This window comes from Curtobacterium citreum (assembly GCF_006715175.1).
In the GTDB taxonomy this organism is placed as follows: Bacteria; Actinomycetota; Actinomycetes; order Actinomycetales; family Microbacteriaceae; genus Curtobacterium; species Curtobacterium citreum.
The window spans coordinates 2639433-2659984 of sequence record NZ_VFMQ01000001.1; the positions used below are offsets into that span (position 1 = coordinate 2639433).

At 72.4% G+C, this 20552-nt stretch carries 18 protein-coding genes and 1 tRNA gene; 6 read left to right on the forward strand and 13 right to left on the reverse strand.

All coding sequences use genetic code 11. The features are described 5' to 3' along the window. Positions 1–8: 8 nt before the first annotated feature. The 6 genes from tmk to FB462_RS12460 all read right to left on the reverse strand — a co-directional run bounded on the left by tmk (position 9) and on the right by FB462_RS12460 (position 6543). Positions 9–683 (reverse strand): dTMP kinase, encoded by a 675-nt coding sequence (tmk, locus tag FB462_RS12435; RefSeq protein ID WP_114849655.1) that lies wholly within the window; start codon positions 681–683, stop codon positions 9–11. Further along, entirely contained in the window at positions 680–3919 is a 3240-nt protein-coding gene (gene topA / locus FB462_RS12440) for a type I DNA topoisomerase (RefSeq protein ID WP_167510102.1), read from the reverse strand. The genes tmk and topA overlap by 4 nt, the downstream gene beginning before the upstream one ends. 20 nt (positions 3920–3939) lie before the next feature. Then, entirely contained in the window at positions 3940–4239 is a 300-nt protein-coding gene (locus tag FB462_RS12445; RefSeq protein WP_167510103.1) for a hypothetical protein, read from the reverse strand. Between the two features lie 16 nt (positions 4240–4255). Further along, positions 4256–4462 carry a DUF4244 domain-containing protein gene (locus FB462_RS12450; protein ID WP_058741674.1) on the reverse strand — a complete coding sequence of 69 codons (207 nt, stop codon included), beginning with the start codon at positions 4460–4462 and terminating at the stop codon, positions 4256–4258. Positions 4463–4561: 99 nt separating this feature from the next. After that, positions 4562–5533, reverse strand: coding sequence for a type II secretion system F family protein (locus tag FB462_RS12455; protein WP_141862204.1), 972 nt, complete (start codon positions 5531–5533; stop codon positions 4562–4564). Beyond that, on the reverse strand, positions 5530–6543 hold the full coding sequence (locus FB462_RS12460; RefSeq protein WP_114849659.1) for a TadA family conjugal transfer-associated ATPase: 1014 nt from the start codon (positions 6541–6543) through the stop codon (positions 5530–5532). Before FB462_RS12460 ends, FB462_RS12455 begins: the two co-directional genes overlap by 4 nt. Positions 6544–7201: 658 nt before the next feature. Between FB462_RS12460 and acs the strand changes: the two genes are divergently transcribed. Further along, positions 7202–9154: an acetate--CoA ligase gene (gene acs / locus FB462_RS12465; protein ID WP_141862206.1), complete on the forward strand. Its 1953-nt coding sequence runs from the start codon at positions 7202–7204 to the stop codon at positions 9152–9154. An 85-nt stretch (positions 9155–9239) separates the two neighbouring features. Here the strand turns inward: acs and FB462_RS12470 are convergent, their stop codons facing one another. Next, positions 9240–9701 carry a RidA family protein gene (locus tag FB462_RS12470; protein ID WP_114849661.1) on the reverse strand — a complete coding sequence of 154 codons (462 nt, stop codon included), beginning with the start codon at positions 9699–9701 and terminating at the stop codon, positions 9240–9242. Then, positions 9698–9856, reverse strand: coding sequence for a Sp36 family protein (gene sp36 / locus FB462_RS12475; RefSeq protein ID WP_111227112.1), 159 nt, complete (start codon positions 9854–9856; stop codon positions 9698–9700). The genes FB462_RS12470 and sp36 overlap by 4 nt, the downstream gene beginning before the upstream one ends. 50 nt (positions 9857–9906) lie before the next feature. Here sp36 and FB462_RS12480 point away from each other — a divergent pair, with 50 nt between their 5' ends. The 5 genes from FB462_RS12480 (at position 9907) to FB462_RS12500 (ending at position 15431) form a co-directional block, all read left to right on the forward strand. Further along, a complete protein-coding gene (locus FB462_RS12480; protein WP_141862208.1) occupies positions 9907–12462 on the forward strand; it encodes a transglycosylase domain-containing protein in 2556 nt (851 codons plus the stop codon). Further along, positions 12459–13415 (forward strand): metallophosphoesterase, encoded by a 957-nt coding sequence (locus tag FB462_RS12485; RefSeq protein WP_141862210.1) that lies wholly within the window; start codon positions 12459–12461, stop codon positions 13413–13415. The genes FB462_RS12480 and FB462_RS12485 overlap by 4 nt, the downstream gene beginning before the upstream one ends. A gap of 104 nt (positions 13416–13519) precedes the next feature. Then, positions 13520–13593 (forward strand) — tRNA-Pro (locus FB462_RS12490). A 180-nt stretch (positions 13594–13773) separates the two neighbouring features. Next, positions 13774–14802: a sensor histidine kinase gene (locus FB462_RS12495; protein ID WP_141862212.1), complete on the forward strand. Its 1029-nt coding sequence runs from the start codon at positions 13774–13776 to the stop codon at positions 14800–14802. After that, entirely contained in the window at positions 14799–15431 is a 633-nt protein-coding gene (locus FB462_RS12500; RefSeq protein WP_141862214.1) for a response regulator transcription factor, read from the forward strand. The genes FB462_RS12495 and FB462_RS12500 overlap by 4 nt, the downstream gene beginning before the upstream one ends. Before the next feature lie 134 nt (positions 15432–15565). Here the strand turns inward: FB462_RS12500 and FB462_RS12505 are convergent, their stop codons facing one another. From FB462_RS12505 to FB462_RS12525, 5 genes are all read right to left on the reverse strand, one after another. After that, a complete protein-coding gene (locus tag FB462_RS12505; protein ID WP_141862216.1) occupies positions 15566–16609 on the reverse strand; it encodes an LLM class flavin-dependent oxidoreductase in 1044 nt (347 codons plus the stop codon). Between the two features lie 91 nt (positions 16610–16700). Continuing rightward, positions 16701–17327 carry a thymidine kinase gene (locus tag FB462_RS12510; RefSeq protein ID WP_141862217.1) on the reverse strand — a complete coding sequence of 209 codons (627 nt, stop codon included), beginning with the start codon at positions 17325–17327 and terminating at the stop codon, positions 16701–16703. Next, a complete protein-coding gene (locus tag FB462_RS12515; protein WP_229666641.1) occupies positions 17327–18028 on the reverse strand; it encodes a response regulator transcription factor in 702 nt (233 codons plus the stop codon). The genes FB462_RS12510 and FB462_RS12515 overlap by 1 nt, the downstream gene beginning before the upstream one ends. After that, the gene (locus FB462_RS12520) at positions 18015–19214 is read right to left on the reverse strand and encodes a hypothetical protein (RefSeq protein ID WP_141862218.1); all 1200 of its coding nucleotides are present in this window, start codon (positions 19212–19214) and stop codon (positions 18015–18017) included. The genes FB462_RS12515 and FB462_RS12520 overlap by 14 nt, the downstream gene beginning before the upstream one ends. Next, on the reverse strand, positions 19211–20485 hold the full coding sequence (locus FB462_RS12525; RefSeq protein ID WP_141862220.1) for a sensor histidine kinase: 1275 nt from the start codon (positions 20483–20485) through the stop codon (positions 19211–19213). The genes FB462_RS12520 and FB462_RS12525 overlap by 4 nt, the downstream gene beginning before the upstream one ends. Between the last annotated feature and the right edge of the window lie 67 nt (positions 20486–20552).

A 20552-nucleotide genomic window follows, 5' to 3' on the forward strand; every position in this document is an offset into this window, starting at 1 on the left:
AGCCACCGTCACGCCGCGGGCACCAGGGCAGCGACGGCCGCACGGATGCGCTGCTGCACCGCAACGGGGTCCTCGGCGGCGTCGACGACCAGGAACCGGTCCGGCTCGGCCGTCGCCATGGCGAGGAACGCCTGCCGGACCGACTCGTGGAACGCCTCGGCCTCGGACTCGAGCCGGTCGAACGTGTCGCCCCGGGCCGCTGCCACCCGCGAACGGCCGACCGTGACGTCGAGGTCGAGCAGGACGGTCAGGTCCGGGACGAGCCCGTCGGCGGCCCAGTCCGACACCGACCGGATGTGGTCGGCGCCGAGGCCGCGCGCGACGCCCTGGTACGCCACCGACGAGTCGATGTAGCGGTCCTGCAGCACGACGTCGCCGCGCGCGACGGCGGGGCGCACCACGGTCTCGACGTGGTGCGCCCGGTCGGCCGCGTAGAGCAGGGCCTCGGCGCGCGGGGCGACGTGGCCGCGTTCGTGCAGGACGATCTCGCGGATCCGCTGCCCGAGGTCGGTGCCCCCGGGCTCACGGGTCCGGACGACCGTGCGGCCGCGCGCCTCGAGCCACGCCGTCAGCAGGGCGGCCTGTGTCGTCTTGCCGACACCGTCCCCTCCTTCGAGCGTGATGAACCACCCGCGCGCCGGCGATCCGTCCGCTGCTGCGAGCGGCGCTGTTCCGTCGGTCACTGCTTCTTCGGGGCGGCCTTCTTCGGAGCGGCCTTCCGCGCCGGGGCCTTCTTCTTGACCGGACCCTTGGCACGCTTGTCGGCCAGGAGCTGGACGGCGCGGGCATGGTCGACGGACTCGACGTCCTCGCCGCGCGGGATCGTGGCGTTCGTCTCACCGTCGGTGACGTACGGACCGAAGCGACCGTCCTTCACCTTGATCGGCTTGCCGGACACCGGGTCCGCCTCGAACTCCTTGAGCGCGGCGCTCGCGGTCCGACGGCCGCCGTACTTCGGCTGGGCGAACAGCTCGAGCGCGCCGGGCAGGTCGACCTCGAAGATCGCGTCCTCGCTCGGCAGGGTCCGGGTGTCCGTGCCCTTCTTGATGTACGGACCGTAGCGGCCGTTCTGCGCCGTGATGTCCTCGCCGGACTCCGGGTCCTTCCCGACGACGCGGGGCAGGTCGAGGAGCTTCAGCGCGGTCTCCAGGTCGACGGTCTGCGGGTCCATCGACTTGAAGAGCGACGCGGTGCGCTCCTTCGGCGCGGCGGCCTTCTTCGTGGTCTTCTTCGCCGGCGCCTTCGTCGCGGTCGTCGCCGCTGCGGTCGTCGTCGCTGCTGCGGCCTCGGCCGGGGCAGGCTCCGTCACCTCGCCGGTCGCGGGGTCCACGGTGGGCTCGGGCTCGGGGGTCCGCTCGGTGACGTAGGGGCCGAACCGACCGTCCTTCGCCAGGACCTCCTTCCCGGACTCCGGGTTGATGCCCACGACGCGGTCGCCGACGACCGGGGCGTCGACGAGCTCCTGTGCCTTCTCGGCGGTGAGCTCGTCCGGCGCCAGGTCCTCGGGGACGTTCACGCGTCGAGGCTTCTCGGGGTCCTCGCCCGGCACCTCGATGTAGGGGCCGTACCGACCGATGCGGAGCGTGAGCCCCGGCGCGAGATCGACCGAGTTGATGTCCCGCGCGTCGATCTCGCCGAGGTTGTCGATGACCGTGCGCAGACCACGCTGGTCGCCGCCGCCGAAGTAGAACTCCTTGAGCCAGTCGACCCGGTCCTCGTCGCCGCTGGCGATGCGGTCGAGGTCCTCTTCCATCCCGGCGGTGAAGTCGTACTGCACCAGGTCGGCGAAGTGGTCCTCGAGCAGCCGGACCACGCTGAACGCGATCCAGTTCGGCACGAGTGCGCTGCCGCGCTGGGTCACGTAGCCGCGGTCCATGATCGTCGAGATGATCGCGGCGTACGTCGAGGGTCGACCGATGCCGAGCTCCTCGAGCGTCTTCACCAGGCTCGCCTCGGTGTACCGCGGCGGGGCCGAGGTGTCGTGGCCCTTGGCGTCGACCTCGCTGACGCCGAGGTGGTCCCCCTCGGCCATCTGCGGGAGCTTCGCGTCCGCGCCGTCGGCACCGCCGTGGCGCTCCTCGTCGCGACCTTCCTCGTACGCGTTGAGGAAGCCGCGGAAGGTGATCACGGTGCCGGACGCGGTGAACTCCGCGTCCGTGCCGTTCGCCGTCGACGCCAGGCCCGTGACGGGCTCGGTCGACGTGATCCCGAGGACGACCGACGCGGTCGAGCCCTTGGCGTCCGCCATCTGCGACGCGACCGTGCGCTTCCAGATGAGGTCGTAGAGCTTCCAGTCGTTGCCGCGCAGCACCCCCTCCATCTCGGACGGGGTCTTGAAGGTGTCGCCCGCAGGCCGGATGGCCTCGTGCGCCTCCTGCGCGTTCTTGCTCTTGCCGGCGTAGCTGCGCGGCTTGTCCGGGACGGTCTCCGGACCGTACAGCGATGACGCCTGCTTGCGGGCGGCCGTGATCGCCTGCTGCGACAGGGACGACGAGTCCGTTCGCATGTAGGTGATGTGGCCGTTCTCGTACAGCCCCTGCGCGACGCTCATCGTCTGCCGGGCCGAGAAGCGGAGCTTCCGCGCGGCCTCCTGCTGGAGCGTCGAGGTGGTGAACGGCGCAGCCGGACGGCGCGTGTACGGCTTCGAGTCGACGCTGCGGACGACGGCGTCGCCGGCCTGCTCGAGCACACGGGTCAGGGCAGCGGCGGACGCCTCGTCCAGCCGGACGGCCTCGCCCTTGAGCGCACCGCGGTCGTCGAAGTCGCGACCGGAGGCCACGCGGGCGCCCTGGAGACGAGCGAGCCGGGCGGTGAAGGCGGTGTCGCCGACCTTCTCGAAGCGCGCCGTCAGGTCCCAGTAGTTCGCCGAGACGAACGCCAGGCGCTCGCGCTCCCGGTCCACGACGAGACGGGTCGCGGCGGACTGCACGCGCCCGGCGGACAGCCCGGGTCCGACCTTGCGCCAGAGCACCGGCGAGACCTCGTACCCGTAGAGCCGGTCGAGGATGCGACGGGTCTCCTGGGCGTCGACGAGCGCGGTGTCGAGTTCGCGGGTGGCCTCCTGCGCGCGCTGGATGGCCTCCTTCGTGATCTCGTGGAACACCATGCGCTTCACGGGCACCTTGGGCTTGAGCACCTGCAGGAGGTGCCACGCGATGGCCTCGCCCTCGCGGTCCTCATCAGTTGCGAGGTAGAGCTCGTCGGCGTCCTTGAGCGCCCGCTTGAGCTCGGTCACCGTCTTCTTCTTCGCGTCGGAGACCACGTAGTAGGGCTCGAAGCCGTTGTCGACGTCGACGGAGAACTTGCCGAGCGACCCCTTCTTCAGCTCGGCCGGCAGGTTCTTGGGCTCGACGAGGTCGCGGATGTGTCCGACTGACGCCTGGACTTCGTATCCGTCACCGAGGTATTGCGCGATCGTCTTCGCCTTCGCGGGGCTCTCGACGATCACGAGCTTCTTCGTGCCTGGCACGTGACTCCTTGATCGATGGTGCACGCCGGCTCCGTCCCGCACGGGGACCATGGACGACCGGGACGACGGTGACCGGGGGCCGACGTGCACACCATACACACACTGTCGGCACGTCCCGGTGGGCGGACCGGCCACCGCGAGCGCGCCCACGGCGAACGCTCCGGAACCGACCGTGACGCCGACCCGGGCGACGGAGCCCGCCGTCCGACAGTCGGTGAGCCGCGCGTCGTTCGCGCTGGCGACCCGACCGGCAGCGGCGCACGGCGCACCGGCCACGAGCCCGACGGCGGCCGCGGCAGCGGCGATCGCCGCCGAGTCCGCCGTGGCCGCCGCACGAGTCGACAGGACCCGGTCGCGCGCGGCGCCGAGCGCCACCGAGCCGACGAGCAGGACGAGGGCGACGACCCCGACCAGCAGGATCGTCGCTGAACCGCGGTCCGACCGGAGCACCGGACCTCCCCGGTGCCCGCTCACCGACCCGCCTCCGCCGCGCACCCCGTCGCGGTCAGCGGGACGGCGGACAGCGGGCCGCCCGTCCGCCCCACCAGGTCGACGCACACCGTGCCGTCGGCGTGCCGGACGGTCGCGACCGTGCCCGGCGCCCCCTCGCGCACCAGCCGGTCGGCCGCGGCCTGGTCGCCCCGCCCGAGCGCCCGTGCGGCGGCGCCCGCCGCGGCCTGCATGCTCCCGACGCGGTCGACCAGGACGACCCCGGCCGCCAGCGTCACGAGCACGAGGACCACGGCGGGCAGTGCCACAGCGAACTCCACGGTCACGCTCCCGCCGTCACGAGGTGAGCGCACCGCGGACGAGGTCGGTCAGGATCTGCTGGACCTCGCCCGACCGCATCACGGCCACGAGCACGCCGGCGAAGGCCACCGCGGCCAGGATGACGACCGCGTACTCGGCCGTGGCGGACCCGTCGTCGGCGCGGAGCCGCAGCCGGCGCCTCGTGCGGCGGTGGCCGCGGTGGCCCCTCGTGGTGTCGGTCATGTCGTTCCCCTTTCTCTGTGAGGCATCTCGCTCGTCGTGGGACCAGCCTCGCGAGCGCGGCGGCCGCGGGACGGGCGGACCATGCGGTCTGTGGATGCGTCAGCCCGGACCCCCGACGGTGGAGGAGAGGACACCGACGACGACCGGCACGACGGCGACCAGCACGAACGCCGGGAGCACGCACACCCCCAGGGGCAGGACGAGTCGCACGCCGAGCCGTTCGGCCTCGGCGAGCGCGGCGGCAGCCGCGTCGTCGCGCACGTCCTCGGCCGCGGCACGGAGGAGCCCCGCCGCGGGCACACCGGCACGACGGCTGAGGGACAGGACCTCCCGGAGCCGGCGCTCGGTCGCCGCCTCCGCCGGAGACGGAGCCGGAGCCGGAGCCGGAGCCGGAGCCGAAGCCGAAGCCGAAGCCGGAGCCAGGGCACCACCGCCCTGCTCGGCGAGGACCTCCCGCACCGTCGTGGCGGCCGCCGCCCACGACCCTCCGCCGGACACCGCGACCGCCCAGGCGTCGAGCAGGACCCCCGCGACCCGGCCGTCCGGCGTCGCTCGGCGGACGAGGCCGGCACTCCACCGTCGACCGACCAGGACGAGGAGCCCGGCCGACACCGTGCAGCACCAGCCGACCGGACCGGTGACGAGCACCTCGACCGCTCCGGCTCCCCACGCCGACGCGAGCGCGAGGCCGAACACCGGCAGCGTCAGCACCACCCGGGCACTCGTCCGCGGCCCCGCGAGCGCCACCCGGACCGCCCGGTCCGAGGCTGCCGTCCGACGCATCGCCGCGGCGAGCACCCGGAGCGCGTCGGCCACGGGCGCCCCGGTGCGCTCGGCGACCGCGAGGACGGTGCGCACGTCCTGCCAGGCCGGGTCGTCCCCGTCGGGGAGTCCGCCGACCAGCGTCCATGCGCGCGGCGGTGGGACGCCGGCAGCCACCAGGACCGCGACCTGGTCGATCCGACGCGCGATCGCAGCGCCGTCGACCCTGTGCCCGGCCGCGCCGCCTCCGACCCGACGCGCAGCCGCGCCGCCGCCGGCCTGCCACCCGTCCGAGCCGTCACCGGTCATCGTCGCCGGCGTGCCGTGCCCTGGAGCGGTCGCGTCGCGAGCCGACCGCCCTCGTCCACGACGAGCGTGCCGACCGCTGCGACGATGCGTTTCCCGGCCCGCCGCTCGAGGTGCACGACGAGGTCCAGCGCGCTGACGACCTGCCGGGCGACGGCGGTGGCCCCGAGCCCGGCGAGCGCTCCGAGGGCCTCGAGCCGGGCTGCGACGTCCGCCAGACCGTTCGCGTGCAGGGTCCCGGCGCCACCGTCGTGCCCCGTGTTCAGCGCGGCGAGGAGCTCGCGCACCTCGGCGCCCCGGCACTCCCCCACCACGAGGCGGTCCGGACGCATCCGCAGGGCCTCGCGGACGAGCCGTTCGAGGCCGAGCGCTCCGGCCCCCTCGGCGTTCGCCTGACGTGCCTCGAGCGCGACGACGTGGGGATGGTCCACGCGGAGTTCGGCGACGTCCTCGACGGTCACGATCCGCTCGGTGTGCGGGACGGCGGCGAGCATCGCGGAGAGCATCGTCGTCTTGCCGCTGCCGGTCGCGCCGGTCACCAGGACGTTCCGCCGCGCGGCGACGGCGTCCTCGATCACCGACCGTGGCACCGTCCGGAACGCGCCGAGGCCCTCGAGGTCGGCGAGGGTCGGACGACCGGGCCGCGGCAGGCGGACGGACAGCGCGGTCCCGTCGACCGCGACCGGCGCGAGCACGACGTGCACCCGGATGCCGTCCCCGATCCGGACGTCCGCACACGGTGTGCTCTCGTCGACGTGCCGGTCGCCGAGTGCGACGAGCTCGGTCGCCAGCGCCCGCACGCGCCGCTCGGGCAGGGCCGGCGGGACCCGTTCGAGTCCTCGCCCCCGGTCGACCCACGTGCCACGTCCGCCGACGACCAGGACGTCGGTCGTGTCCGCGTCGACCACGAGGGCGGCGAGCTCCTCGAAGACACCGGCGTCCACCCGACGCCGGTGCGCCGGCCGGTCGACGTGCGGCAGGAAGGGATCGGTCGCGGCTCGGTGTCGGTGCATGACGGGGACGGTAGGGCGACCATCCGTGGTTCGCCGCGCGGACGAACGGCTCTGTGGACAACAGAGCGGATCCCGGCCAGCGGACTCTTTTGTACCCCGAACTACAAAGCCGTACCCCGTTCAGTGCCGCGAGTCCAGGGGTGGCGCAACACCGTACCGACCCGCCCTGACCCGTCTCACGAGAGGTCCCGGGGCCTCGACACCGATCGAACGCGCGTCGCGCCGCTATGGACAGGTCTGTCCACGGTTCGGCACCAGATCGGGGATCACCCGACGGGCCGCCGGACGGATGCGCGACACCCGTCGGGGAAAAAGAAGAGGCGGCACCGGTTGGGGGGAACTGGTGCCGCCGGACATCGGTGGATTGGGGGGAATCCGAACCGGTGCCACCGGGAACGAGCCCGGTAGGAATCACTGTACCCCATGAACGAGCCTGCTCGGCAACCCCCGGTCGTGATCCGGCTCGTGTCACGACGACCCTCCGGTCCGCGCCCGGCGGTAGTCTCCGTCTGCACCCACTCGACCGCCGACCGCACCCGCGACCGACGACCGCCACCCGGCGCCGACCGCACCCGCGACCGACGACCGCCACCCGGCGCCGACCGCACCAGCAACCGACGGCCGAGCACCCCTGCCGCAACGACGCGAAAGGACACCGATGTCCACTCCGACCCAGGCCGACGAACGCCACGAGGACGGCCCGACCTTCGCTCCCCCCGCCGACTTCGTCGCCGACGCCGTCGCGCACGAGGACCTGCACGAGGCCGCCGCCGCCGACCGCGAGGCGTTCTGGGCGGACCAGGCGCGGAACCTGCTCGACTGGCGGACGCCGTTCACCCGGACGCTCGACTGGTCGGGCACGCCGTTCGCCAAGTGGTTCGACGACGGCACGCTCAACGTCGCGGAGAACTGCCTGGACCGCCACGTCCGCGCGGGCAACGGCGACCGCGTGGCGATCCACTTCGAGGGCGCCCCCGGCGACACCCGCCGGATCACCTACGCCGAGCTCACCGCCGAGGTGCAGCGCGCCGCGAACATGCTCACCGACCTGGGCGTCGAGCAGGGCGACCGCGTCGTCGTCTACATGCCCCTCATCCCCGAGGCCGTGGTCACGATGCTCGCCGTCGCGCGCATCGGTGCCGTGCACTCGGTGGTGTTCGGCGGGTTCAGCGCCGAGAGCCTCCGCGCCCGCATCGAGGACGCCGGCGCGAAGCTCGTCGTCACCGCGGACGGCGGCTGGCGGCGCGGAGCGGTGTCGCCGCTCAAGCCCGCGGTCGACGAGGCCCTGGCCGGCGACGGCACGGACACCGTCGAGCACGTGCTGGTCGTGAAGCGCGGGGGCAACGAGGTCGGCTGGACCGATCGCGACCTGTGGTGGCACGACGAGATCGCGAAGGCCGCAGCCGAGCACGAGCCGCAGGCGTTCCCCGCCGAGACGCCCCTGTTCATCCTCTACACGTCCGGGACGACCGGGAAGCCGAAGGGCATCGTGCACACGTCAGGTGGCTACCTGACGCAGGCGGCGTACACGCACCGCAACGTGTTCGACATGCACCCGGAGAAGGACGTCTACTGGTGCACGGCCGACATCGGCTGGATCACCGGGCACTCCTACGTCGTCTACGGCCCCCTGGCGAACGGCGTCACGCAGGTCCTGTACGAGGGCACCCCGGACGAGCCGAAGCCCGGCCGCTGGTGGGACATCGTCGACTCGTACGGCGTGACGGTCCTGTACACCGCCCCCACCGCGGTCCGCGCCGCCATGAAGGCCGGCCGCCAGATCCCCGAGGCACGCAGCCTGGCGTCCCTCCGCCTGCTCGGGAGCGTCGGCGAGCCGATCAACCCCGAGGCGTGGCAGTGGTACCGCCAGGTCATCGGACACGACCGCACGCCCATCGTCGACACGTGGTGGCAGACCGAGACCGGCGCGATCATGATCTCCGCGCTCCCGGGGGTCACGAAGCTCAAGCCCGGCGCCGCCCAGACCCCGCTCCCCGGCATCACCGCGGAGATCGTGGACGAGGACGGCCAGCGTGTCGCCCCCGGCGGCAGCGGCTACCTCACGATCACCGACCCGTGGCCGTCGATGGCCCGCGGCATCTGGGGCGACCCGGACCGCTTCGTCGAGACCTACTGGTCGCGCTTCCCCGGCCGCTACTTCGCGGGCGACGGGGCGCGGCTCGACGGCCAGGGCGACATCTGGGTGCAGGGGCGGGTCGACGACGTCATGAACGTCTCCGGTCACCGCCTGTCCACCGCGGAGATCGAGTCGGCACTCGTCGGGCACGAGGGCGTCGCCGAGGCCGCGGTCGTCGGCGCCGCCGACGAGACGACCGGTCAGGCCGTGGTCGCGTTCGTGATCCTCACCGCCGAGGCGGCCGAGGGCGTCGACCGCGACGCGGTCGCGAAGGAACTCCGTGACTGGGTCGGCAAGCGCATCGGGGCGATCGCGAAGCCGCGCCAGGTGGTCGTGGTCCCGGAGCTCCCGAAGACCCGCTCCGGCAAGATCATGCGCCGCCTCCTCCGCGACGCGGCCGAGGGCCGCCGCATCGGCGACACGACGACGCTCGCCGACCCGACGGTCATGGCGACCATCGCGGAACTGATGTAGCGCACGGAACGTGAGCGGGGCCTCCAGTCCGTCCTGACTGGAGGCCCCGCTCACGTGGGCGCACCGGCTGCGGTGCGCAGGTGGTTCAGTCCGTCAGCTCGACGACCAGCTCGACCTCGACCGGCGCGTCCAGCGGCAGCACCGCGACGCCCACGGCGCTCCGCGCGTGGACGCCGGCGTCGCCGAAGACCTCGCCGACCAGGGTCGACGCGCCGTTGGCGACGGCGGGCTGGCCGGTGAAGGACGGGTCCGAGGCGACGAAGACCGTCACCTTGACGACCCGGGCGACCCGCTCGAGGGAACCGGCGACCGACTGGACGGCCGCGAGCGCGTTCAGCGCGGCCACGCGCGCCTGCGCCGTGGCGGTCTCGGCGTCGACCGACGTCCCGACCTTGCCCGTGACGGGCAGCGCGCCGTCGACGAAGGGCAGCTGTCCCGCGGTGTAGACGTACCGGCCGGTGACGACCGCGGGCACGTAGGCGGCGACGGGGGCGGCGACCGCGGGGATCGTCAGCCCGAGCTCGGCGAGGCGGTCCGCGAGGCTCACGCGTCCGCCTTCGGGCGCTTCAGGTAGGCGACCAGTCCGCCCTCGGGTCCGGTGACGACCTGGACCAGCTCCCAGCCCTCGTCGCCGTGGGCGTTCAGGATGGCGGCGGTGTTGTGGATCATCAACGGCGTGGTGAAGTACTCCCAGCGAGTCATGCGGTTCCTTGCCAGCCTTTCAGTCGTGGGCGTCGTTTAGGCTGCATCCTATGTCTGCCCAGAAGTCTGCCTCGCGGACCAAGCCCGTCTCCGCGATCGGCGCCTTCGTCGGTTTCGTCGGCTTCAGCGCGCTCGCCGGCCTGCTGGTCACGATCGGCGTCACCCCGGCGATCGCGGTCGCCGGCGTCACGACGACCTCGACGATCGGCGTCTTCGAGTCACTGCCGGAGTACATCGAGATCGGTGACCTGCCGCAGCGCAACGAGGTCCTGGCGTACTCGAACGGGCAGCCGGTGCACCTCGCGACGGTCTACGACCAGAACCGCCAGGAGCTGCAGTTCGACCAGATCAGCGACCAGCTGAAGAACGCGGCGATCGACGGCGAGGACAAGCGCTTCTACGACCACGGCGGTGTCGACATGACGTCCCTGGTGCGTGCGGGCGTCGGATCCCTGGCCGGGGGTCTCGGCGAGTCCGGCGGTGGGTCGACGCTGACCATGCAGCTGGTGCGCAACATCAAGATGCAGCAGGCGCTCGAGCTCCCCACCCCGGAGGAGCGCGAGAAGGCCTACAACGACGCCGTCGAGCAGACCATCCCCCGCAAGCTCGAGGAGATGAAGCTCGCGATCGGTCTGGCGAAGAAGTACTCGCACAAGGAGATCCTGACCGGGTACCTCAACATCGCCTACTTCGGCGACCAGACGTACGGCGTGCAGGCCGCCGCACAGCACTACTTCAACAAGAACGCCACGGACCTGACCCCGCAGGAGGCCGCCTCGATCCTCGCGATCGTGCAGTCGCCGAACTCGCGGAACCTGTCCGACCCCAAGTACTACGACGCGAACGTCGCCCGTCGCGACGTCATCCTCAAGTCCATGTACGCGCAGAAGCACCTGACCAAGGAGCAGTTCGACGCGGCCATCGCCTCGAAGCCCGCGGACTACGTGCACCTGACGGAGCCGAACCAGGGTTGCCAGTCGGCGGCCGGCAACGGCTCGCAGTTCTTCTGCGACTACGCGGTCAAGGTCGTCAAGCAGATGTCCCAGCTCGGCGCGACCGAGAAGGAGCGCGCGACCGCCTGGCGCAACGGCGGCTACACCGTGCAGACCACCCTCGACCTCGACCTGAACGGTCAGCAGAAGGACCTGCTCAACACGTTCGACCCGAACACCGAGAGCCGCTTCAGCCTCGGTGGTGCCCTCAACTCCGTCGAGGCGTCGACCGGGCGCATCCTGACGATGGCGCAGAACAAGGACTACGACCAGTCCCTGCAGACCCCGCCCACGGCGACGTCGATCAACTACTCGGTCGACAAGGAGTACGGCGGGTCGATCGGCTTCCAGGTCGGCTCGACCTACAAGGTGTTCACGCTCCTCGACTGGCTGAAGGCCGGGCACGGGCTGAACGAGAGCGTCAACGGCACGCCGCACAACACGTCGCGGTGGACGCAGTGCGGCTCGACCATCACGTCGAACTGGGCGCCGAAGAACGACTCCGCGGGTGAGAACGGCAACTTCACGGTCGCCCGTGCCACCGCGCTGTCCGTGAACGCGGCGTTCGCGTCCATGGCCGCGAAGCTCGACCTGTGCGACATCCGCCAGACCGCGCAGGACCTCGGCGTGCACTCCGCCGACGAGAAGACCGAGCTGAACGCATACCCGTCGTCGATCCTCGGCACGAACAACATCGCGCCGCTCACCATGGCGTCCGCCTACGCGACCATCGCGAACAACGGCACGTACTGCTCCCCGATCGCGATCGACAACATCACGAACGCCGAGGGCAAGTCGCTCGGCGGCCAGCCGAAGCAGTGCAAGCAGGTGCTCGACCCGAGCGTCGCCGCGACCGCGGCCTTCGCCATGCGCGGGACGATCGCGTCCGGTACGGCCGTGGGCGCGCAGACCCCGGACGGCACGCAGCTGTTCGCGAAGACGGGCACCACGGACGACGCCGACCAGATCTGGCTCGTCGGTGCGAGCTCGAAGGTCGCGACGGCGTACTGGCAGGGCAACACGGACGGTGGCAAGAACAACCTCCGCCACTACCTGCCCGGCGCCGGGTGGGGCTCCTACGCTTCGCAGCGTGCGCACGTGTGGCAGCAGGCGATGATCCCGATCAACGCCAAGCACCCGGCCGACCCGTTCCCGACCCCGTCGCAGACCGCCCTCCGCGGCAACAGCGTCGCCGTCCCGGACGTGTCGGGCAAGACCGCCGACGAGGCCCGTTCGATCCTGTCGTCCGCCGGGTTCACGTACGTCGACGGTGGCGCGCAGCCGGGTGCCGGCACGGCGGGCACGGTCTCCTCGACCTCGCCGGGCGCCGGTTCCCTGCTCTCCACCGGCTCCTCGGTGACCGTGTACACGACGGACGGCTCGCAGTCGACCGTGCCGGAGGTCGCGGGCAAGAGCCTGCAGGACGCCCGGAGCACGCTCGGCGACGCCGGCTTCGGCTCGGTGAACGTCTCCGACCAGTACGCGAAGGGCGGCAAGGAGTGCACCGTGGCCGCGGTCGACCCGGGTGCCGGGACCGCCACCGCGAAGAGCACGGCGCTGACGCTCCAGCTCTTCGGGGACAAGGACGGCAAGGCGCCGAAGGACTGCAAGTGAGTCGCGGTCGCGCCGCGCTGGGCATCATCGCCGCGGGTGCGACCATCGGAGCGGCGACGGCGGCGTGGGGTTCCCTCGTCGAGCGTCGCCGCTTCGGTATCCGGTGGGAGACCGTGCCGGTGCTCGCGCCCGGATCCCGCGACGTGACGGTGCTGCACCTCTCCGACATCCACATGGCACCGTGGCAGGCCGACAAGCAGCAGTGGCTGCGCGACCTGTCGCTCGTCGAGCCGGACTTCGTCGTGAACACCGGCGACAATCTCGGGCACGCGACGGCGAACAGCGCGGTGGAGTACGCGCTCGAGCCGTTCCGCGGCGTCCCGGGTGCCTTCGCGCACGGTTCGAACGACTTCTACGGACCGTCGCCCCGCAACCCGCTGAAGTACTTCGGCGGTCCGAGCCGCATGCACGCCGACCGTCGGCCGGTGTCGCTCGACATCGACCGGCAGACGGCCTTCTTCGAGTCGCTCGGCTGGCTCGACGTGAACGACCAGGCGCACGCGATCGAGCTCCGCGGGTCACGCTTCGAGCTGTTCGGCACGTCGGACGCGCACCGGGGCTGGGACCGGCTCGACCTGCTGCCGACGAACGTCGACGAGATGCGCAGCGACGTCCCGTGGACCGAGGACGAGGACGGCCCCTCCCCCGTCGCGATCGGGATCACGCACGCGCCGTACCGCCGCGTGCTCAACGCCTTCGTCGACCAGGGCGCGGACATCGTCTTCGCCGGGCACACCCACGGCGGGCAGGTGCAGGTCCCCGGCATCGGCGCCCTCGTCACGAACTCCGACCTGCCGCGGCGGTACGTGAGCGGCCTGCACAAGTGGCAGCACCGCGCGCACTGGTCGTGGCTCGAGGTCTCCGCGGGCATCGGGACGTCGATCTACGCGCCCGTCCGCTTCGCCTGCCGCCCCGAGGCCGTCGTCGTGACCCTCACGGCACGCACCGACTGACCCCTGCGACAGCGACTCGCCCGGGCGTCTCGCCGATGGTCGTGAGCACCCCCGAACATCGGATAGACTTCTGGGGTTGCTCCGGGAACGGAGTGATCACACCGCGGGGTGTGGCGCAGCTTGGTAGCGCGCCTCGTTCGGGACGAGGAGGTCGCAGGTTCAAATCCTGTCACCCCGACACTGTGTTGAGACAGTAACCGCAAGAGGCCCTGGTTCGAAGGAACCAGGGCCTCTTGCTCTGTCTGGCCTTCTGCTCTTTCTGGCCCCGTGCTCGGTCCCCGACGGCGTGTGTCCGTGGGTACAGGACCGGCCCGCGGCACGCTCCCCACCCCGGGGCCCCGCTACGCTCACAGGCGTCATGACGATCCCTCCGCAGCTCGCCGCCGTCCTCACCGAGATCGGGTCCCGGTTCCCGGAGCTCGCCGACGATCCCGTGCTGGCGCAGAGCCTGCTCGAGAACGTGACCTCGATGATCACCGAAGCGCACGCTCGGTACGCCGCGGGTGACGGCACCGCGAGCATCGTCAGCGACCGCTACCTCGACCCGGAGCACCTCGCCACCGGTGCGCTGCACGCCGAGCACGCCCAGCACCCGGCCGGCGCCATGCTCGCCGCGGAGATGCTCTTCGACGCCTACCTGCCGGTCTTCGTCGCCGAGGTCGGTGCGAGCACCACCGACGAGGTCCTCCGCGCCACCCGGGCCCTGCACGCGGGCGTCTGGAGCCGGTTCCCGGCGGGGGCGATCGCGTACACCGAGGCGCTGCGGCAGCGCGTCACGACGACCAACCTCGACTCCCGCACCCAGATCGCCCGGGACCTGCACGACCGGGTCGCCCACGGCGTCCTCGCGGGGCTGCAGCGGCTCGACCTGGTCCTGCTGACCGATCCCCCGACCTCCGAGCGCACCGCGCAGCTCGAGGCGGCCGGACGGCTGCTCCGGACCGCGCTCGGGGACGTCCAGGACCTCGCGGTCTCGCTGCACGCCCGGGTCGGCGACGACCGCCTCGACGACGCCCTGCGACGGCACGTCGACGACCTGTTCCCCGGCGACGACCGGCTGACGATCACCACGACGGGCGTGCCCGGTGCCCTGCCGAACTGGAAGGCCGAGGAGACCCTGACGATCCTGCTCGAGGCCCTCACGAACCGGCGCAAGCACGCCCCGGGGTCGACGGGGACGGTGACGTTCGCGTGGTCGGAGACGACGGTCGTGGTGACCGTGCGGGACGACGGACCGGGGTTCACGCCGGGGACCGCGGCGGAGGGCCGGCTCGGGCAGCACACCATGCGCGAGCGCGCGGGCGTCCTCGGGGCACGACTCGACGTCGAGAGCGCCCCGGGCACCGGGACCACCGTTCGGCTCGTCGTCCCCATGGGGTCGCTGTGACCGGGCAGCGGCCGGGCATCACGCACGTCGCGATCGTCGACGACCACCGGCTGTTCCGCGAGGGACTCGCCACGATCCTGTCCGCGGTACCGACCATCCGCGTCGTCGCGCACGGCGAACGGCCGTCCGATGTGCTGGACTCCCCCGAGGTCGCGGCGATCGACGTGCTGCTCCTGGACGTGGAGCTCGACGGGCCACCGGCACGGACGACCATCGCGACGGTGCGTCGGCGGCACCCGCACGTCCGGGTGGTCGTGCTGACCATGCACCGGGACGCGGTGCTGCGCCGGGCGCTCCTCGACGCCGGTGCCGTGGACTTCGTCACCAAGGACACCCCGAGCCGCGAGCTCGTCGACCGCATCGTCCGGGCGACGAGCACCGACGCCGCGCCGGTGACCTTCCCGATCGACCTCGTCACCGAGGCACGGGCGGGCACGCCCCTGAGCGACCGCGAACTCGAGGTCCTGCGGCTCGTCGCCGCCGCTCGGTCGAACGCCGAGATCGCGTCGGAGCTGGGCCTGGCGGTCGGCACGGTGAAGCGCCACGTCTACAACGTGTTCCGGAAGCTCGACGTGGGCACCCGCGTCGGCGCGATCGCCACCGCGAACCGCCTCGGCCTGCTGGCCTGAGCCAGCCAGCGATCATTCGCGCCCAGCGACATCTCACGGCATCGCGAGCGCGTGAGGTGTCGCTGGGCGCGAAGAGTGGCCGCCAACACCGCAGCAGCGGCACCGCAACAGCCGCAGCGGCACCGCAGCCCGGGCTACCGCGCCGCAGCCACCCCGGCGGGCACGAGCCGTCCCTCGGCCTGCAGCGACGCGACGACCTCGAGCGCCTGGTGCCGGTACCGCGCCTGGGCGGCCCCCGGCGCCACGATCACCCCGTCCGCGCCCGTGGACGCCACGAGCTCGTTGAGCTTCGCCGCGACCTGCTCACGTGAGCCGTACGCCTGGCGCTCCGTGCGTGCCGCGATGAACCGTCGCTCGAGGTCGGAGAACTCGTACGCGCGGGCCTCGTCCATCGACACCGGCTCGGGCTTGGCACCCTGCCGCATCCGGATGAACGAGATCATCCCCGGGGCGCTCTGCTCGTCGACGACCGCGGGGTCCTCGTCGGTGACGACCTGCACGCCGATCAGCGCGTTCGGCGTCTGCCGGAAGCGCGAGGGCCGGAACGAGTCCCGGTACAGCGCGAGCGCCGCCTCGGTGTTGTCCGACGCGAAGTGGTGCGCGAAGGCGAACGAGACGCCGAGCGCCCCCGCCACCTGGGCGCTGTACCCGGAGGATCCGAGCAGCCAGAACTCCGGCACGTCGCCGTACCCGGGAACCGCGCGGATGCGCGACAGCGGGTTCTCGGCGTCCATCCCCGTGAAGAAGCCGATCAGGTCGGCGAGCTGCTGCGGGAAGTCGTCGACGTCGAGACGGTCCGTGCGGCGCAGCGCCATCGCGGTCGCACCGTCGGTGCCCGGCGCCCGGCCGATGCCGAGGTCGACCCGGTCGCCGTACAGCGCTCGCAGCGTGCCGAACTGCTCGGCGACGACGAGCGGCGCGTGGTTCGGCAGCATCACGCCACCGGAGCCGATCCGGATCCGCGAGGTGGCGGCGCCGACGGCGCTCAGCAGCACCGCGGGCGCCGACGAGGTGATGCCCGGCATGCCGTGGTGCTCGGCGACCCAGATCCGCTCGTAGCCCAGCCGTTCGGCGTGCACCGCCGTGTCGATGGTGCCCTGCAGGGCCTCGGTGTTCGTCTGGCCGTACTCGCGGGTGGCCAGGTCCAGGACGGACAGGTGCACGGTGGCGTCGCTCATGTGGGCACCAACGGTCGCCGGCTCGCGTGCATTCCGGGCCACGGGACGGACTGGAGGCTCGTGGCGGGGCCCGCCACGAGCCTCCAGTCCGTCAGTCGCCGTCCAGGCGACCGCCCGACTCGGTGAGGTAGCAGTTGGCGCACAGCGCCTCGTAGGTGACGCCGGCGCCGTCGATGGCGACCTGCGAGCCGTCGAAGACGAAGCGTCCGTCGACCTTGCGGGGATTGAACACCGCCTTGCGACCGCAGCGGCAGATGGTCTTGAGCTCCTCGAGGGAGTGCGCGATCTCGAGCAGCCGCGCGCTGCCGGGGAACGCCTCGGTGCGGAAGTCGGTGCGGATGCCGTAGGCGAGCACCGGGACGTCGTCGAGGACGGCGATGCGGAGCAGGTCGTCGACCTGGCGGGGCGTCAGGAACTGCGCCTCGTCGACGAGGACGCAGCTGAGCGGCCGGACCATGCCGTCGAGCCGGTCGGACTCCGGGTCTACCGCACCGGCAGCTGCGACGGACGCGCGGACGTCGTCGTCCGGCGCGAAGACGACGTCGACGGACCGGGTGACGCCGAGGCGCGACACGATCTCGCGGTCACCCTTGGTGTCGACCGACGGCTTCGCGAGCAGCACGCGCTGCCCGCGCTCCTCGTAGTTGTAGGCGGCCTGCAGGAGTCCGGTGCTCTTGCCGCTGTTCATCGCGCCGTAGCGGAAGTAGAGCTTCGCCACTACGCGAGGAACCCGTCCTCTGCCGCACGACGGATCAGGTCGGACTTCTTCGACGCCGGACGACCGACCTTGCTGTACTTCTCGCGCACGCGGCGCAGGTAGGTCTTGGCCGTCTCGTACTGCACGTTCATCTGCGCGGCGACCTCGTTCGTCGAGTAGCCCGACACGTACAGGCGCAGCGCCTCTTCCTCGCCGTGGCTGAGCTTCGGCCGCTGGTGCGCGTTCGCGCCGGTGGGCAGCGGACGCCAGTCGCGCTGCGGCGGGGTCTCTCGCGAGACGCCCATGACCTCGCGCGCCACGTCCATGACCTCGCGCATCGGCAGCGACTTCGACAGGAACGCCGCGGCACCGGCGGCGAGGGCGCGGTCGCGCGACTCGCGGCTGTCGACGCTGGACAGCACGATGACCTTCGCCCCGGCCGCGCGGCAGGTGCGGACCCGAGCCTCGATCGACACCGGCTCCTTGAGCTGGAAGTCGAGGAAGACCAGGTCGGTCGGGAAGTTCTCGCTGTGCACCATCTCGAGCCAGGTGTGGGCCGTCAGCGCGAGGTCGAAGTCGAAGGCGTTCACGGCGATCCAGCTCGAGAGGCTGTCGAGCAGCACCTCGTGGTCGTCGAGGATCGCCAGCCGCACGCGTCGGGTGCCGGGCTGCGGGAGCGGGGGCACGCCCTCCGTGGTCCGGTTCGGGTCAGTGCTGGTCATAGGAGAACCTTAGTGCGAGGGACGACGGCCGGACGGCGACGTCGAGGTCGGGGAAGGTCACGCGGAGGACCGCGAGGTAGGGGTCGAAGGTGCGGTGGATGCCCACGTCGGAGTCATCCACGGCCAGGTCGAGCGCGACGGAGACCGCTCCGGCCCCGGTGGCGCTCGGGGTCGTCGGCGGATCGTCGTCCACCGCCCGCCGGACCCGGGCGCGGAACCCGGCCGGGTCGACCGTCGCCGCGCGGAGGGCCGCGCGCAGGAACGTCCGGACGACGGTGCGCTGGTCGGCGTCGAGCGTCGCGATCAGCCCGTCCGGGTCGTCGATCGCGCTGGCCGTCCCGCCGTCCACGACCACGGCGTGCTCGAACCACGTCCGGTCGGCGTCGGCGACCATGGCCCGCCGGATGCCGTCGGCGATCGCACGGGCCCGCGCACGGTCGGCGTCCGTGATGACCTCCCTCGTGCGGAGCTCGGCGAAGAACGGTGCGACGTCGCGGGCGAGGACCACCGAGCGGTCGTGCTGCACGCTCGCGGCGATGCCGTCCCGCTCCGCGCGGGCGACGGAGTAGGACCCGGCCCGGATCTGGACGCGCTCGGCGAGCCCGGCGAAGGTCGCGGCGAACACCACGGCCGCCGTGGTGAGCACGAGCGTCGGGGCGGCGGCGAGGAACGCCGCGACCGACGCCGGGACGCCGTACGGGAACACGGTCGCGGCAGCGCCCCACGCTCCGGCGTCGACGACGGCCAGCACCACCCCGCCCACGGCGAGGTCCCGCCACGGTCGGTACGGCGCTGCCATCACGATGCCGGTCGCGGTGAGCAGGCTCATGAAGTCGTTCAGGGCGCTGCGGTCAGGGCCCCACTGCGCCGCGACGCTCGCGACGGTCGCTGCGGCGAGCAGGACGACGTGGAGCACGAACGCCCACCGCGGGAACGGGGCGCGGAACGGCGACGAGGCGACGAACACGACCGCGCCGGACGCAGCGAGGAGCAGGACGGTCAACGCGCTGAGCGTCGGGCTCCCGGGCACGTCCCGGTCGAACACGGACACGAGGAGCGCCCAGGCGACCCCACCGGCGCCGAGGACGATCGCGAGCGGACGGGACCCCATCGCGCCGAGCGGGTCGTACTGCTGCGCCGTGCGGCTGCCACGGGTGCGGGCCCGGACGTCGTCGACGCGGCTCACCGGCCGGTCCCCCACTCGTCGTCGAGCGTGGCAGCGACCGGGACCGCGACGGCGGCGTGCGGCACCGTCATCATCACGCTGGTGCCGGACCCGGGCGACGACCAGACCTGCACGTCGCCACCGACGCGCGCGATGCGCTCGCGGACGGAGCCGCGCAGGCCCATCCGGTCCGGGCTGGTCTCCTGCTCGTCGAAGCCACGGCCGTCGTCGACGACCATGACCGTGCACGATGCACCGTCGTCGAAGACGCTGACCTCGGCTCGGTCGGTGCCGGCGTGCTTCCGGACGTTGGCGAGGCACTGGCCGACCGCGCGGAACAGCGCGGTCGAGGCGGTGTGGTCGAGGGCGCCGAGCACGGCGGTGTCACCCGTCACGTCGACCTGCAGGCCCTCGGCGCGGTGCTCGTCGACCATCGCCTCGAACGCGTCGACGGCGACGGCGGACGGCCGGTCCACGGTGGACCCGGACGGCGCGAGCCACTCCTTGCCGGTCAGCATCGCGACGTCGGACTCCACCGTGCGTGCGAGTTGCGGGTCCATCGGGCCGTCCGGTGCCAGGGCGATGGCGCCGAGGTGGTTGAGCACGGTGTCGTGGAGGATCGCCGCGGCCTCGGCCTCGACCCCGGCGCGGTACGCCGAGACGTGCTCCTCGCGCGCGGAGCGGAGCAGCTCGGGCTGGACCCGCTCGGACCGTGCGGTGTTCCGGCTGGTGAAGAGCACGAGCGCGACGACGAAGCCGAGGGTCACCCAGGCGAGCAGGAGCGGCCGTGGCGGCCCGTCCACCTGCGCGACGGCGATCGAGGTCGCGAGGCGTCCGACCAGGAACCCGCCGACCGACCAGAGCACGACGCGTCCGGCCACCGCGCCGGCACCACCGACGAGGACGAGCGGGATGATCACGAGCGACAGCAGGTAGCTCGTCACCCAGCCCGCCGGGACCTCGCGCTGCACGACGAGCGCGAACCACCACGCGGACACCCCGCCGACGAGCAGGAAGGCCACGGCCGACCGCCACGTGCCGAACTGCACGTGCACGCCGATCATCAGGGCCATCGGCACGAGGGCGAGCACGGCGCCGACGATCCGGACGTCCGGGTCGGCCAGCCGGTAGAGCAGCAGCACGACCGCCGCGGCCACCACGGACCCGACGGCGGCGGCATGGAAGGCGCGCACGGTCGACCAGGCATTCACGCGGGGCGCGAGGTGCGTGGGGATGCCGAGCACGGGTCGAGGGTCCTTCCGGAGGGTCGTCGTGTCGCCGACGACGGCCATCGGGAGGCTGTCGTGTACCCCGAAACGAGCACCGTTCGGCGACCCGCCCGATGTTACCGCCGATCAC

Coding starts and splice junctions, on each gene's coding strand:
- FB462_RS12455 (WP_141862204.1), bottom strand. CDS start 5,533: ATGACCGGTGACGGCTCGGACGGGTGGCAGGCCGGCGGCGGCGCGGCT.
- FB462_RS12480 (WP_141862208.1), top strand. CDS start 9,907: ATGTCTGCCCAGAAGTCTGCCTCGCGGACCAAGCCCGTCTCCGCGATC.
- FB462_RS12525 (WP_141862220.1), bottom strand. CDS start 20,485: ATGGCCGTCGTCGGCGACACGACGACCCTCCGGAAGGACCCTCGACCC.
- sp36 (WP_111227112.1), bottom strand. CDS start 9,856: ATGACTCGCTGGGAGTACTTCACCACGCCGTTGATGATCCACAACACC.
- FB462_RS12515 (WP_229666641.1), bottom strand. CDS start 18,028: ATGACCAGCACTGACCCGAACCGGACCACGGAGGGCGTGCCCCCGCTC.
- FB462_RS12450 (WP_058741674.1), bottom strand. CDS start 4,462: ATGACCGACACCACGAGGGGCCACCGCGGCCACCGCCGCACGAGGCGC.
- FB462_RS12495 (WP_141862212.1), top strand. CDS start 13,774: ATGACGATCCCTCCGCAGCTCGCCGCCGTCCTCACCGAGATCGGGTCC.
- FB462_RS12505 (WP_141862216.1), bottom strand. CDS start 16,609: ATGAGCGACGCCACCGTGCACCTGTCCGTCCTGGACCTGGCCACCCGC.
- acs (WP_141862206.1), top strand. CDS start 7,202: ATGTCCACTCCGACCCAGGCCGACGAACGCCACGAGGACGGCCCGACC.
- FB462_RS12460 (WP_114849659.1), bottom strand. CDS start 6,543: ATGCACCGACACCGAGCCGCGACCGATCCCTTCCTGCCGCACGTCGAC.